The 15,061-nt window shown below is 43.1% G+C and carries 15 protein-coding genes; 11 read left to right on the top strand and 4 right to left on the bottom strand.

The features are described from left to right. Together KAU88_09975 and KAU88_09970 are read left to right on the top strand one after the other, a co-directional pair. Positions 1-497, top strand: a 497-nt coding sequence (locus KAU88_09975) for an oxidoreductase (protein ID MCK4478831.1), incomplete at its 5' end; no start/stop codon positions are given. Further along, positions 494-1,951, top strand: a complete 1,458-nt coding sequence (locus KAU88_09970) for a Ni/Fe hydrogenase subunit alpha (GenBank protein ID MCK4478830.1) — start codon at positions 494-496, stop codon at positions 1,949-1,951. The genes KAU88_09975 and KAU88_09970, both read left to right, overlap by 4 nt. 376 nt (positions 1,952-2,327) lie before the next feature. Here KAU88_09970 and KAU88_09965 read toward each other — a convergent pair whose 3' ends face one another. Then, complete coding sequence (locus KAU88_09965; GenBank protein ID MCK4478829.1) at positions 2,328-5,492, bottom strand: hypothetical protein; 3,165 nt, start codon at positions 5,490-5,492, stop codon at positions 2,328-2,330. A 503-nt stretch (positions 5,493-5,995) separates the two neighbouring features. On the opposite strand from KAU88_09965, the gene KAU88_09960 reads away from it, so the two are divergent. The 4 genes from KAU88_09960 to KAU88_09945 all read left to right on the top strand — a co-directional run bounded on the left by KAU88_09960 (position 5,996) and on the right by KAU88_09945 (position 7,824). Then, positions 5,996-6,472 (top strand): DUF3795 domain-containing protein, encoded by a 477-nt coding sequence (locus KAU88_09960; protein MCK4478828.1) that lies wholly within the window; start codon positions 5,996-5,998, stop codon positions 6,470-6,472. A 264-nt stretch (positions 6,473-6,736) separates the two neighbouring features. Next, the gene (locus tag KAU88_09955) at positions 6,737-7,231 is read left to right on the top strand and encodes a metallophosphoesterase (protein ID MCK4478827.1); all 495 of its coding nucleotides are present in this window, start codon (positions 6,737-6,739) and stop codon (positions 7,229-7,231) included. A 191-nt stretch (positions 7,232-7,422) separates the two neighbouring features. After that, entirely contained in the window at positions 7,423-7,578 is a 156-nt protein-coding gene (locus KAU88_09950) for a hypothetical protein (protein MCK4478826.1), read from the top strand. Positions 7,579-7,581: 3 nt separating this feature from the next. Continuing rightward, complete coding sequence (locus KAU88_09945) at positions 7,582-7,824, top strand: hypothetical protein (protein ID MCK4478825.1); 243 nt, start codon at positions 7,582-7,584, stop codon at positions 7,822-7,824. A gap of 150 nt (positions 7,825-7,974) precedes the next feature. On the opposite strand, the gene KAU88_09940 is transcribed toward KAU88_09945, so the two are convergent. Next, positions 7,975-8,742: an HAD family hydrolase gene (locus KAU88_09940; protein MCK4478824.1), complete on the bottom strand. Its 768-nt coding sequence runs from the start codon at positions 8,740-8,742 to the stop codon at positions 7,975-7,977. Positions 8,743-8,917: 175 nt separating this feature from the next. Between KAU88_09940 and KAU88_09935 the strand changes: the two genes are divergently transcribed. The 3 genes from KAU88_09935 to KAU88_09925 all read left to right on the top strand — a co-directional run bounded on the left by KAU88_09935 (position 8,918) and on the right by KAU88_09925 (position 12,045). Further along, on the top strand, positions 8,918-9,922 hold the full coding sequence (locus KAU88_09935) for an adenylosuccinate synthetase (protein ID MCK4478823.1): 1,005 nt from the start codon (positions 8,918-8,920) through the stop codon (positions 9,920-9,922). Between the two features lie 194 nt (positions 9,923-10,116). Then, positions 10,117-10,650, top strand: a complete 534-nt coding sequence (locus KAU88_09930; GenBank protein MCK4478822.1) for a 30S ribosomal protein S6e — start codon at positions 10,117-10,119, stop codon at positions 10,648-10,650. Between the two features lie 198 nt (positions 10,651-10,848). Next, positions 10,849-12,045, top strand: a complete 1,197-nt coding sequence (locus KAU88_09925) for a site-specific integrase (protein MCK4478821.1) — start codon at positions 10,849-10,851, stop codon at positions 12,043-12,045. Positions 12,046-12,225: 180 nt separating this feature from the next. Here the strand turns inward: KAU88_09925 and KAU88_09920 are convergent, their stop codons facing one another. After that, positions 12,226-13,371, bottom strand: coding sequence for a hypothetical protein (locus tag KAU88_09920; GenBank protein MCK4478820.1), 1,146 nt, complete (start codon positions 13,369-13,371; stop codon positions 12,226-12,228). 387 nt (positions 13,372-13,758) lie between these two features. Further along, entirely contained in the window at positions 13,759-14,196 is a 438-nt protein-coding gene (locus KAU88_09915) for a hypothetical protein (protein ID MCK4478819.1), read from the bottom strand. 233 nt (positions 14,197-14,429) lie between these two features. Here KAU88_09915 and KAU88_09910 point away from each other — a divergent pair, with 233 nt between their 5' ends. Continuing rightward, positions 14,430-14,744 (top strand): hypothetical protein, encoded by a 315-nt coding sequence (locus KAU88_09910; GenBank protein ID MCK4478818.1) that lies wholly within the window; start codon positions 14,430-14,432, stop codon positions 14,742-14,744. Continuing rightward, positions 14,745-14,897, top strand: coding sequence for a hypothetical protein (locus KAU88_09905; protein ID MCK4478817.1), 153 nt, complete (start codon positions 14,745-14,747; stop codon positions 14,895-14,897). Positions 14,898-15,061 lie beyond the last annotated feature (164 nt).

Raw genomic sequence — 15,061 nt, 5'->3', positions numbered from 1 at the left:
TGGACTACTATGTTCCAGGGTGCCCGCCACCAGTAGACTTGATAGTTAAGGCTCTTGATGCTATTATGACGAGTAAATTGCCGCCTAAAGGCTCAGTTTTGGCACCCCTGAAGTCTGTCTGTGACGAATGCCCAAGAAAAAAAGACCAAAAGAAAATTTCCAAGATCTATCGCATTTATGAAAAAACGCCAGACCCTGAAATATGCCTTCTTGAACAAGGAATTATCTGCATGGGACCAGCTACACGAGGAGGGTGTGGTGCTCAATGTCTAGATGTTGATTATCCATGCACTGGGTGTGGCGGCCCTTGTCCCAACGTGCCAGAGCAAGGAGCAGCTATGTTAAGCGCTTTAGCGTCGATTCTCGGTATCGACGAAGAGAAAGAAGAAGGATATGACTCGGAGAAACTGATAAACCAAATCAAGGATCCGGTTGGCACTTTTTACAAGTATTCGTTGCCCCATTCAATTATTAAAAGGAAGGTGATGAAAAAATGAAGAAAATATCCATCGATCCTATAACGCGGCTGGAAGGCCACGGAAAAATTGACATATTCTTAGACGATGCAGGGAACGTTGCGAATGCCTATATGATAATACCTGAGTTGAGGGGATTCGAGAAGTTCTGCGAGGGAAGAAAAGCTGAAGACATGGCAATAATAACTACGAGGATTTGCGGTGTCTGCCCAGTAGCCCACCACCTGGCAGCCGCAAAAGCAATTGACGCTGCGTTCAACGTGGAACCTACAGAAACAGCTAAGAAATTGAGAGAGCTCATGTATTGTGGCTACATCATCTACGACCACATATTGCACTTCTACTTCCTAGGCGGACCAGACTTCATCGTAGGACCAGATGCGCCTGCTGCAGAAAGGAACATTTTAGGCGTAATTAATAAGGCTGGTTTGGATGTGGGCAAGGATGTCATCAAGCATAGGGCGTATGGACAAAGGCTAACTGCGATTTTAGGTGGTAAAGCTACACACCCTGTTTGTGCGATTCCCGGCGGTATTTCAAAGGCGTTAAGTGAGGAGGGTAGACAAGAGATTGAGGAAATGGCGAAGTCTTGTGTGGAGTTTGCAAAGTTTAGTCTCAACTTGTTTAATGATGTTGTCTTGAAGAATGAAGATTATGTGAATATGATTAAGAGCGATATTTACACTATGAGAACGTATTACATGGGGCTGGTTGACAATGACAATAAGGTGAACTTCTATGATGGAAAAGTTCGCGTCGTGGACCCTGAAGGAAAAGAATTTGTCAAATTTGTGCCAAACGAATATCTAGATGTTATCGAGGAGCATGTGGAACCGTGGACTTATGTTAAGTTTCCATACCTCAAGAAGATTGGTTGGAAAGGTTTTGTAGACGGTGCTAACAGCGGTATCTACCGTGTAGGTCCGCTTGGCCGTCTCAACGCTTCTGAGGGGATGGCGACACCTTTGGCACAACAGGAGTTTGAGCGGATGTATGAGACCTTAGGTGGAAAACCTATACATTCTACTTTAGCTTTTCACTGGGCAAGGTTGATTGAAATCTTGTGTGCTTCTGAAAGGGCTCTAGAGCTAGCTCAAGACCCTGAGATCACAAATAAGGATATCAGAAACCCAGTTGGTGCGCCCGGTGAGGGTGTAGGAATTGTCGAGGCGGCGAGAGGCACCTTAATCCATCATTACGTTCTCGACGAGGATGCTTTGGTGAAAAAGGTTAACCTGATAGTAGCTACAACCAATAATTCTGCAGCCATCAACATGTCGGTTCGCGATGCTGCAAAAGGCTTGATAAAAAATAACGTGGTTAACGAAGGACTATTAAACAGAGTGGAGATGGCTTTCAGAGCCTACGACCCTTGCATGGCATGTGCTACACATTTTGCAGTCGGTCAGATGCCTCTCCAAGTCAGGATTTACGATAGTGAACGCAACCTAGTAAAAACCCTAACACGTCAGTGACCTTTATCATGGATTAGTGTCTGGCTCTCATTATAATCCAGTTTCTTTTTCCTTCAAGTGCTTCTGGATTGGAGCACCTTACAAATTCGATGTACTTCATGACCAACATTCATTAGTCACTTATTTGGATCCTAATAACAAAGGAGTCGCTCTTCTCTCCTCCTCTACATGTAGGCTTGTTCATACTAGAGTTTCCAATTTAAGCTTTGATTTAGAGCTTTTCTTCTAGAAGGTAAGATTTCTGATGTTTATGAATGTGGGTTTTGGGTCAGAGAGAGAAGTAATTTTTTAGAGAATCGTGTATCTCCACATATACTGAAGAATGGAATAGAAAAAGAGAAAATGTATAGAAAAAATATAGAAAAAAAGGGAGGGGTTACGGGCCTTGCCCGTAGTTGCCAGCTGCTGCTACTATGTCGTAAATGTCTACGTCCCCGTCACCGTCAATATCACAATTAGGATCGTATTGTGGGTCTTCTTCAGTTGTGCCATAGATCCCCGCCATAGCCACTATATCGTATATGTCAACGTCTCGATCTCCGTCAACATCGCCAGGTATGGTTATTATAATCGTGCCATCGACCATTGTGTTATCTGCCATATCTGTCTCTCCAAGGACTGATGTGACGTTAGCGCTGATTGTGTAGTTACTTTTCATCCAACCTGTTGTGTCCCAAATAACAGTAATCGTTGTCGAGTTAAGGGCAGAGAGAGCGATCTGGATTGTGTTTGCGAGGGTCCCGTTTGCATAGACTGTGATGTTGAAGTTTTCAGCGTAGGTGCCTTCATTCGCGACTGTCACCCTGATTCTAGCAGGCATTTCTTCACCGACAACAGTGTCAACAAGCGAAATATCTGTAATTGCCACATCGTGAACACCGGGTGCTATTTCTACGACGCCATCAACGATTTTATGGGTTATTGGTGTGCCATCTTTCTCGGTAAGGTTGGTGGAATATATTTCTAGGTTGCAAGTGCCAGTGGCTTTGGCTTGGAAAGTCATGTCGAAGACTGTTCCATCTTTGTTGAACGGTGTTGAAGACGTGGACTTTGCTGCTACCCAGTAGGTTCCCGCTGTCTGGTTCACGTCGTCCTTTGTTATAGTTACTGGGCTGTATAGAATTCCCCACCAGTAATCTTCTACTGGAATGTATAAGGCATGACTGACGTAGTCTACGAGTGTAGTGTTCCAGCTCATGTGAAAGTCTAGTCCAAAGAGGTTTACTGGATCGGTAATCTTGACACTTACCGTGAAAGGTAAGCCTTCTTGTGTCTCGGTCAGTTGAGGAAGTACGCGAATGGCAGGTAACTCTTCGACGCGAACTCGCCACTTATCTTCTCCAATTGTGCCGCTTTCATCTTTTACAGTCAGCCTAAGATCAACTATCCCTGGGCTAACTACATTAGTATCCCAAATGGCTAATATGTCATTAGTAGTCTCGTCTTGACCGTTGTTTAGTAGTGAAATTCCATCAGAATGCCATTGTCCACTTCGATAGAATTCAATTGTGAAGTTGCTGAACGTTGCTCCAGCTGCTGTTCCTCTTCTTGCTATGCCTGTAATGTTTACGACGTCTTTGAGAACCGGTGGTGATAGCCGTTCTGCAGTCGGGTTAGTTTGGAAGTGAGCTGTTGGTGCCATAATCTCAGTTACTAGTTCTGTCTCAGGATCTCCAAGGAGATTTAGCTCAAAGTAAGTCCATCTCACGCTGTTTGACGTTGAACCTGCAAATCCTTCCTTTGAGAACTGCAGTGTCTTGCCTAGATTTCTTACGGTGTTATTCAGGACGTTAAAGAATGCTTTGTCGAATTGGTCTCCTGTTCCATATGTTGTGCCTGGCATATACCAGCCATATCTTGAGTTGCCTACGAATGCAAATGCTCCGTGAGGGTTATAGATGAAATGTTCTATGACTGAGTCTCCATCGAATGCTGCTGCGCTGCATCCAACGCTATATCCGAAAAAGTATTCCGTGTTGGTGATGAGAGTGTCGACGTCATCTCTAGTCAGTTCCATCATAATATCGGGATTTGTATGTCCGTCATGGTTCAATATGTGGGTGCCGCTGTTAATTGCGTTGATAACTGTTGTGCGACTGTATGTGCCGTCTCTTTCGTACAACCGTTTCGTTGTATACTGCGGTATTTCATCTGATACCAAATCTTTGCTGTTTGCAGCTTGCGTTTCGGCATCTAGTTTTTCGCCAATCATCACTGCCTTCTTGAAATAGCTGTCGTCTGAAGCTTGTTCATACCACAGCGTTTTGTTGACGAAATTCTCTACTTGCACTAGTGTAGTCACTGGTGCTCTTCCAATGTATACCTCTGCAAACCAGTCAGCTTCTTCTCCAGCTGTTCCATTCTCAGGTGATTCTGAACCTTCTGAATAAACTCCTTCTCCAAATATGGTGTCGTTGTCGTTGTCCCAGCTTCCGTCAAGGGCCCCATAGTACATGTCACAAGGGATGTTGCGATCTACCGTAATTGGGTCCGTCGCGACAAAGCCATAGGTGCCTCTTTTAGGAATAATCCCGATGTCTCCACCGAGCAATACATACTCAGTTTCCCAGTTATAGTATGCATCTCTTATGAAATTTCTTATGCGGGCAGCTGTATCGTTAAATTGCGAACCGTCACCAAACAAACCATTGCCATAATAGTCTGGGTCGCTTAGAATGTCTTCAACCAGAACTGTTGTTGCATTCAATCCCTTCAAGATTTTCCAATCGATTAATGGCTGAAATGAAGAGTTCAGAGTGCTGTCGGTAATGATAACATAATCGTATGATTCCGACGCATTCACAGATAATGGTCGCAATTGTGTTGTCATTGTTGTGTACGTTTCCGCGGCCTCTGGATTGTCCACAATTTCTTGAACGGTCATTTTGTCTTTTGACAGATTTCTTAGCCATGGAGATGCTTTGCTAGTTTCCTTCAAATCGATAGTAACAGTCATGGTTTCGAAGTAGGATAGCTCACCCGTTTTTGGAATGTATTGGATTGGATGAAGTGTCAAGAGGAGTGTTCTATATCCTCGTATATATTGCTCTGATACTTGTGAAAACAACGCACTTGGAAACGGATCTGATGAACTATAGATTTTTTGATTTTGTCGGTCTACAATGCTAATCTTAGATGAAATGGGTATTGGTGTCTTTCCATACTCTACATTGAACTTGCCTTTTAACAATCTTCTATTACCATGGGTCACATCGATTCTTTGGAACTCTTTGCTCTGAGGAATCAACACTTTGATCGTCTTGAAAGGGAGTACTGGCTCACCGGGAGCACCAAATCTTAGTAGGTCTTGCATCTCAACTGAGTGGTGATTCTGGGAATCAGTTATAGAGGGTTGTGGGAAAAACAACTCAACTATAATTGAATCTGGCATGGTGTAGCTCTTAATGCTCAACGCGTTGTTGTTTTCTTCAACTGTAGGAGATTGATATTGCTTGACCTTTAGGGCTCTAGTTGGAATGAGAGATATAGCTATGAAGCAGCAAATTGAGACAACTAACACTAACCGAACGTATTTTTGCATAGTGCATCAAAAATAAAGTCTTCTCTAAGACATTTATTCTTTATGGAAGAAAGTTCTATTACAGCGCAATGCTTTGCTGGTGTTGGCAAAAGTGTGTGTTCGTCACCTTCTAGAGATCCACAGATTGTATTTGATTCCAGATATGCTTTTGGCAGAGTGAAATATGGACAGTTTGTATGTGTAGATTTGTACCTACCCTAGATTCCGTTTCAATTTTTGGAAGCGTTTTGAGAGGTTGAACCTTCATTTTCCTTAATTGCCAAAATGCTTTCAACATTGTCGTTTCCAAAGACTTCCACCTGATATTCCTTAGGTCAAGCAAAATATTGCGCTGCCCGTCCAAGCCATGAACATCTGGCTTAAGGCAACTCTCCAACAGGCTATTTTTGAAACTGCCAACACATTGGCGATGTCGTAGGGTTGACCCATAAACCATAGCTTGTCAACCAAAATGCTTAAACTACGGGGCATCGAAAGAAAAATACGTTAAGAAGGCATAACACATGGCCACAACAGATCTAGCCAACCTTGTCGGTCACTGCGGCCTCCACTGCAACGCCTGCGGGATTCGTCAAGGAAAAATAAAAAATGCTGTCGATGACCTACACAAAATTATTACTGTTTATGGCTTCGACAAAGCCATGCCAGAACTCGCTAACTGGGAACCAACTTTCAAACACTACAACGAATTCAGCCAAGTCATGAATGGCTTAGTCAAAATGTTTGGCTACTGCCCTGGCTGTCTTCAAGGCGGCGGAGACCCAAACTGCAAAGTAAGATCATGTGCAGAACAAAAGGGTTATCGCACCTGCGCCGAATGCAATGAAGTTGAATCATGTGGACCCTTAGCTCCTTATCGAAAAGGCTACGGACTTGCAGCAGCACTCCAAAGCATCAAACAAAACGGTATTGGAAAATACGCTGAGGAAATGCAGAAAAAAGTAGACGAAGGGTACAGCTACTTGGAAGAACGCAAATAGCTTCTTCTCCACAATCCTTCTTTTTAAGCGATTCATCTATATGATGGCAAAATTAATTTTGTGAATAGTTTCCGGAGACTGATGTAAGGCATTTTTTCATTTTGATTCTTAACGCAATTCGTACTTTTGCGAGTACGCATTAAAGACATATCCATTCAAATGAAATTTTCTAGCATAAACCTCGCAAGATTTTCTGCTAACTTTATAACCGTTGCTCCGTATTGCTATAATAGTTGATAACAAAAACTGGCAGAGCTGAGTGTTTTGAAACTCATAGGCTTAATCTCGGATACTCATATTCCAGCTCGTGCAAAAGCAATACCAAACAAGGTTTTCAAAATCTTCCAAGACGCCAGTTTGATTATTCACGCCGGAGACTTAACGAGGCTAAGTGTTTTAGAGGAATTGGAGCAAATGACGCCTGTCTTCGCCGTGCATGGCAACATGGACACAAGAGATGTAAAGGAGAAATTACCTGTGATAAATTCTGTTGATGTTTATGACTGGAAAATTGGAATGACACACAGTCTAAACTATTTCTTCCGAACAAACAGATTTAAAGACATAGTCGAAAAGCGAGGTTTCCACGTTTTCGTATCAGGTCACACTCATCGGCCAAGTGTGAAATATAAAGATGGCATGTTACTCATTAACCCTGGCAGCCCCACAAATCCCATTTCACCATTTTTAACCAAACCCTCTGTCGCGTTATTGAAAATAACTAGGAAAGAAATTGAGCCAGAAATTATAAGCCTCTGAAAAAAACAGAAGGCTAATATTCTTCTTCAGTTCAATGCCAATTGACCGGCAATTTGCTGCAGGAGTCGTTAACGTTGTGCTCACAGCTCAATTTTCACTTTCACTTATGTCTCACCCCTCTGTGAATTGTTGTTTCAACGACGGCTTTAAACGCAGGAAATCCGAAGTACAGCCTTGTGGTGAATATAGTAATGTCTCGCCCGGTAGAGAAATGTCAGAATCCATGGAAAAACGAGTGTAGAAACACCGACATAGAAGTTTACATCCTACATAAAGACCAGCAATTACCTATTTGCACCCACTGTTGGCATAGAATTGCGGATGAAAACCATGCATGGAGAAGTTAAACAATGGGTATGGAACGCTTCAACTTAAATGTCGCTCGTGCCTTCGTAGGCCGTCATGTTAATCTACATCTTAAAGACGGGTCTGTCCTCGTTAACGTTTACGTTGCTGATGCTAAACGAGAAAAAGATGGCGGCAAACCAGCTGTTTTTTGCATCACACAACCAAGAAGGCCTCCATTGACGATTTTTTTAAAAGAAATTGAATGGATGGAACAATTGAACCCCTACCTTTTAATGAACGCTTGACTATGAAAGGCTCGAAAAATTATGCTACAAGATTTTAGGATTTATCGGAGCGGTATCTAAAAGAAGTGAACATGGCAAATGATAAGTAAGATCCTTTTTAATGAGTACAATGCTTGCTCAGCTTAGCCAAAGAGCACAAATTCGATAGGATCAAGGAAATGCTGAGTACGCCCAATTCTCTAGGGTTTTAGCTAAATCCTTCAGATTTGGAATTGCTATGTCTGGTTTTATAGGGAAAGGATCTAGCTCATTTGCGGTTGCGTATGGGTTCTTTCGAAGTCCAATGTTTTCAACTAAGATTGTCTTGAGTCCCATGTTTTTTGCGCCATTAATGTCCGCTTTTAAGGAATCGCCCACGAAAACTGCTTCTGATGCCTTCACCTCTAGCAATTCCAGTGCTTCTTTGAAGATTTTTGGGTGCGGTTTGCGTAGGCCTAATTCACCGGAAATCACCACTGCGTCGAAAAATCTGGTTAAGTCGAAGCGCTCCAGTATCTTCCATAAGCCTGGTGCGTAGGCAAAATTGGAGACTAATCCTAGTTTGGATTTTTTCTTTAGTTGAGTGAGTAATGGTCGTATGTGAGCTTCCATCCTTACGTCTTCGATAAAGGCTTCAAGAAAAGCTTCTACGGCTCGCGTCACTGTAGGACTTTCGTGAGTAAAATTGTGGTTGAACTTTTTCAGTGTCTCAGCGATTCGTAGGCGAAAATCTACTTCTTTGAGGGATTGTTCAGATCTAATGTACATTTGGTGGCGAACTTCAAAGTAAACACGTCTAAACTGCTCAGATGAGGCTGAGAGTTTTACATTGTCGTTTTGCAGGCTCTTCACAAGTCTTGCCAAGCATTTGTCATAGTCCCATCGGTCAGTTAATATTAGTGTGTCACCGAGGTCAAAGATTACGGCTTTGAACTGCATGATTGTGCGCCTTCGTTTTTCTCATGAGAGGGATGTTGTTGAGTGCTTCTTAAACATATTCGACACATCCATATAAATTGACAGGTTCTTTGTAAAATAACATGACATTTTACATAAAGTTGACAAATACTTTTAAATATTCTTGCCAAACTCTAAATGCACCGTGGTAAAAGTTATGGTTTGCACCGTAGTGGCTGGCGCCTTTTGGGGAGATGAAGGAAAAGGGAAAGTCATATCCTATTTGGCTTTGAAGGATAAGGTTGATGTCTGTGTACGCACGGGATCTGTTAATGCTGCCCACACTGTGCATTTCAAAGGTAGACGCTACGCGCTACATGTGGTTCCTTCCACATTTGTTTATGATAGTTGTCGCCTCTTGATTGGTCCGGGAGCTAATGTTCATGTTCCTCAATTTTTAAAAGAGGTAGAGAAAACAGGTGTTGAAGGTAGGATTGGGGTGGATCGGCAGGCGTCTATTATTGAGCCACATCACTCTGAACTAGACAAGAGCAACGGTCACTTGAGAAGCCTTGGTACTACTGGTTGGGGTGTTGGTCCTGCGGTGCAGGAGAGAGCGAAGAGGTCGGCTAAGTTAGCGAAGGATGTGGCAGAGTTGAAAGGTTTTTTGGCAGATGTGGTAGAGGAGGTGAACGACGCTATTGATGCGGATAAAACTGTTGTTTTGGAGGGAACGCAGGGTTTGATGCTTTCGCTTTATCATGGATCTTATCCCTATGTTACGAGTCGTGATACGAGTGCTGCAGCCATATGTTCCGAGTCAGGGGTAGGCCCAAGCAGGGTGGATAGGATTTTAGTTGTGTTCAAGGCTTTTATTACGCGTGTGGGTGCGGGGGGTTTGCCTGGGGAATTGTCTAAGGAAGAAGCTGAGCGTCGAGGATGGTTTGAGACTGCGGCTGGAACTGGACGGGAACGTAGGTCTGCGCCGTTTAATTTTGATTTGGCGAGGAGGGTGGCAAGGATTCACGGTGCTACAGAAGCGGCAGTTACTAAGCTTGACATTTTGTACCCCAGTTGTAAGAATGCAACAAATTATGACAGGTTGCCTCAAGAAGCGAGGGATTTCATTGCTAAGGTTGAGGAAGCGACAGGTGTACGTGTGACTATTGTTGGTACTGGACCTGGTGCTTTGGACATAATTGATAGAAGAGGTTCTTCATGAGTGTATGTTTGGTTCTTCGACTGGGTCCAACACTGTTTTCTCCAAAAGGCACATAATGGGCATCGGGAATAAATAACTATAAAGGTAAACCTAATTTTTTGCTAATCAACGACTTTTGGTGTTTTGAAAGGAAGCTTTAAAAACGCGGTATACAATCCATATTCAAACTTGCTTCATACGGAGTAAATGTGTTCATGGCAAAATTCAAGATAATCCTTTCAGACCCAGAAACAGGAAGATCACAAATAATTGAATTGGAAGATTCCCGAGCTGTCCCGCTTATAGGAAGAAGACTTGGCGAAACAATAGACGGAACAGCCATTGGACTAGGAGGGCACAAATTGAAAATCACAGGAGGCTCAGACAAAGACGGTTTCCCTATGCGACCAGACATCCATGGCGGAGTAAAAACCCGAGTAATAATAACTCAAGGTGTTGGCTTCCACTCCACCCGCAAGGGGGAACGTAGAAGAAGAACACTCCGCGGAAACGTCATCACTGAAGAAATCGTTCAAATCAACATGAAGATAACCGAGAAACCCAAGAAGGCAGAAAAATCAAAGAAGCCCAAAAAAACTGCAACAAAAGAAATAGCAGAAAAGACCGAAGCCGTAGAGAAAAAACCAGAAGAGGCAGGAAAGCCAGAAAAACCAGAAAAGCAAAAGAAAGAACCAAAAACCATCAAAGAAGACACCGAAAAGCCCAACAAAACGCCAGAAGAAACCTAAGCTGGAGGTTAACCGCCTGAAAAAAATGCCCAAACAGCCCGAAATCAACATAGTCTTTAACTGTTGACAGCCGAAGGTAGCTTTTTTATATTGGTTGTGCCCTATTATACTCTTGAAAACCTATGGCAAAATATTGGGAAAAGATGGATTGTAAGTTAAAGCTTACGTTAAAGAGAATCCGCGAGATGAGGAATGCCGATGGCCGATAGAGGGCTTCACGGCTGGTTTAAGCCAGGAGAACGCAGCTACGCGCCCCTTCTGAAGAGCAGAGCAGTTGACTTGTTAGCTAAGAGCTACCCCCCTACTGCAATGCCGGGCCAATTGTACCTGTTCAAGTATTTCTTAGAGCTAAACAAAGTAGGCCCTGAAGAACTGCTAGGTTGGGGCGACGTTGAGATTAAACAGGCAGTTCGTCGTGCTTGCCTTCAAAAAAACAGTGAAGAGAAGTTTGCGAGTGCGCGACGGGTCTTCTACGTCGTAAATAGGTTTCTGGAGCTAAACAACAAGGCAGTGACGTTTAACAGGTCAGAGCGCAGGCAACTGTTCAAGAGGAGAGCTAAGAAAATTAGCCGCCAACACATCCCAACGAAAGAAGAGATTTATCGGATGGCAGACAGTTTTCCAAATAAGGGCCCGCGACAGAAAGCACGGGGAAAAGCCATAATTTTGTGTCTGTGGCAAAGCGGCGTACGGGCTTCATGTTTATGCAGTTGGTTGTATGGCATGTTCAAAGACCAATTATACCCTGAGATACAGGTTCCAGTGAGAATTAAGGTTGTAGCTTACCGGCAGAAAGGCGTGACGAACTGTGGAGTAGACACCAAACTAAGCGCGTACAACGTTTCTTACTACTACACTTTTCTGCACCGTGAAGGTGCTGAAGCGTTAAGAAGTTACATTGGAGAAAGAAGGGCTGACGGGTGGCAACCAGAAGACAGCAGCCCAATATTCGTGACTGAGGGAACGGTAAGCATTAATAAACCGTTAACTGGACAGCACCTTGTTGAAATAGTGAAGAACGCGGCGAAGCAAATAGAGATAAAGCCAGACACAGTTTGGACTCACTGTTTAAGGAAGGCCTTCAGGAAAACGTTGTATCGCAGCGGGTTAGACCCCGACGTTGCTGAAGCGCTCATGGGCCATAAATTGGCGGCATCGAGAGGCAGCTACTTCGACTATCACGACGAATCTTTCGCTGCGGAACAATATAAGAGAGGGCAATGGGGAAGAATAACCGCAGACACCGTAATGCGGCATTCTGAAAAAATTGCCGAGTTAGAACGGAAAAACGCAGAGCTAAAGCAGCGACTCAATGGGTGGAGCATAGAATCATCGGAAATGGCCGCGCTAATGAAAAGAATAGAGAAACTAGAGAAGGAACAAAAACAAAACTAACCCTTTTTTCATTAACTTCGGTGTTTAAGAAATCTTTTTAACCTAATTAGTCTTGACGAATATATCAAAACGCACTGAACCAAGCATTCAGAAGAACAAGTAAATAATCAGCACGCGATATCAACCGTAAATCCCTCATTTTTCGTGACTATGCATGCAACATGTTTGTGATCACAATGATCAGACTTGAGCATTGCGTTGTTTTTTCCGTTTCTTTCGAACTCGCTCCACACCGCTAGGCGTTTTTCGAAATAGAATTGAATCGTCAGGCACGTTTCGAATCAGGGTTGAGCCGTCAGGCAGCCTGAGTCCGTGTCTTGTTGATTCAGAAACCTGAAAAACATCTATTATTGATTGTTTAGGTTCTTCCACGAAAACCGTTCCCTTTATTTGAGGACCTCTCTTTAGTTTTGGAGCCTCCTTCAATTTTGGCATCACTGCGATCGCGTTCTTGAGTAGGTCGGCTTTCTCCATCTTTGATGCGGGTGTGTCATCATTCATCTTCTCTAAATCGTATTTCAAGGCATTTGTTTTGTCCTCTTCGACCTTGTCCCGCAATTCCTTCATATTCTTTGCTTCAAAGCGCTTAACGCGGAAATGCCCTGAGGCCCGCTTGATATGCTTTGCCGAAACTTGAACATACACTCTCGCAACGACAGAGACATGTGCCTTGAATTTCAATGGAACGTCGTCTTTGGAAACCCCGTGCACTTCATGGGTAGGAAGTGATGACGAGGCGGTGACATCTACCGGTTCCAGCACTTTCCAAGTCTGATGCGGGCCTAACTCGGGGATCAAGTAATCTACAATTTCAAAGCCTTCATGCTTGTAAGCTCTCCTCTTCAAGTCAGACATGTCATAAACGCCAAAAATGCCTGCAACTTCGACATTGTCCATTAAACCCTCGAGACCTCTGAACCATAACGGAAATGCAAACCTTACAGAAACGTTCTCTGCTGAAAGCTCTCCGGTATTGTGTATGGCAAACGGGATTGTGCAGAATACCCCATCATCCTTGCCTACTGAGTATCCGAAAACGATCTCGCTAAACTTGGAATCAGGAATCAAGCGCTGACCCATTACTGAGACTTCAAGAACCGCCTTTTTGAGAGCTTCCTTAGCCATTTTGCGTGTCAATGCAAGATTTTGGAGCCCAAATGCAATGCCTGAGACCAACCCTATAGTGGTCAGTATGATGCCGATCTGCATCGTATCCACATTCAGTGTGATATTGAGACTTGGGACTACATACAAGAAAAACAGACCTAGCGAGACGCAAGCTCCGCAGACAGTTGCCGTTGCCACATAGATGTATCTTCTTTTCAAGTGGGGTCACCCCAAATTGACGGTTCCATCATCGGATTACGTCTGTAGGTTCCTTTGGTACTGTGTTCCACTCGCTTCTTATGCATTGTGGAAAACGGTCTATGTATACATGCATGCATATTTCCATGATCAATCTGTAAAGAGTCCAGAAATTAAAAAACCCCTTTAATATGCCCCTCCCCGTACTGCATAGTATGTATCTACTGTAGTTTCCCATGGTCCTTGGCCCGGAAAAGGACCATAAGAAATTGAATGTAGCTTTAATTTCAAGAAATATAATAGAAGGTTTACATAAAAGATTGCCTTATTTTGAGTTGAACATCTCTGATTTATACTTCCCTTATGTGCACGTTTAGACCTTAAGATTGTCATTGTATACGAGCGAAATTAGTAATACAATGGAATTGTAATAATTTCACATTCATCGTTTTCATTGTCTTCCGTGTATTCCTCTTCCTCTTGGCTGGGGACTTCTTTCCAAACTTCCAGGCTTTCTTTCAATTGTGCCTCTAAGTAAGAATCCATTCGACTTGGAGAGCCTTCAGCTAATTGGTCCTCAAAATATTTTTGTTCACCAAGACTAGTAGCAACTGCATTGGCGAGGTCATAGCCTTGTTCTTCGCAATATACATTAAACTCCTCCCAGAGTTGTGGGTTAACAATTGGCATCACTTTTTGCACAAACTCTAGCAACTTTTTCTCATTGGAGAAGAGTTCTTTTCTTTTCTCAAAGCATGTCATTGCTTCCTCAACAGCTAAGGTAGCAATGCGCATGCGAATCTCCTCTTTTTTCCTTAAAAGCTGTAGGCGTCTATGGAAGCCCATTTCCTCTCCTTTTAATTGTTTAAGCTCTTCATCTTCTTCATCCTCGACGTTTTCGCGCTTCTTATACTTCAGATATAGCCTACGAGCTTTACATTCAAGGCTTAACCTATGAGCAGATAGCTAAGAAGCTGGGTGTATGCACTAAAACCGTTTCACAAGACCTAGAGAAAACACGACGTTATCACATAGGGCAATTCCACAAGATGCTAAGGGTTATTCGCGCTGAAAGAGACATGAAGCACTTAGAAGAGTATGAGAACCTTTCATTATCTGAAGCTGTGAAGCGGATGAAAGCTGACACCAAATTCTATACTAAAATGTTCAACACGCGAAAACGGTTGACACACACTCTTTACTTAAAAGTGGATGTAGGCGAGCTTTTCAAGAAGATAGTGAATAAGGAAGAGTATGGAAGACCCTTCGTCACTCTTAAACCCAAGACGATAATTACGCCACTTAGGAAGCTGCGCTTAGACGTCAAGCTTCAACTCTTCGGAAGAACGTGTGCTAACTACATTTACAGCTTTGGAGATTTTGGAGACAACTAAATGCAAGAAATAGAAGAGTTGAACAAGGAGCTTATCAAGATTCGCCAAGAAGAACTACGTCTCTTAAGAAAGGCTTTAGAGCCTTCAGCTATGGTGTGCGAGAGCGTTATTCATTTACCCGTATTAGAGAAGAGGCAGCGCGTGAGTTTTTAGAAAAACAGAAAAGCTATCTCTCTATCATTGTTCAAACACTTGTTATCTAACTTTTTTGTTTTTCATAACGACATCTCTGTCTGGTGCAAACGCCATGCCCATTTCATGACTAGAGAAATGCCTTATATCTTTAGGCTTGACCACTGTACCAAAGTTCCATGGGA

It is taken from the genome of Candidatus Bathyarchaeota archaeon (assembly GCA_023131225.1).
GTDB lineage: Archaea > Thermoproteota > Bathyarchaeia > Bathyarchaeales > SOJC01 > JAGLZW01.
The sequence above is the reverse complement of the archived record's forward strand: the minus strand, read 5'-3'. Positions and strand labels throughout refer to the sequence as shown.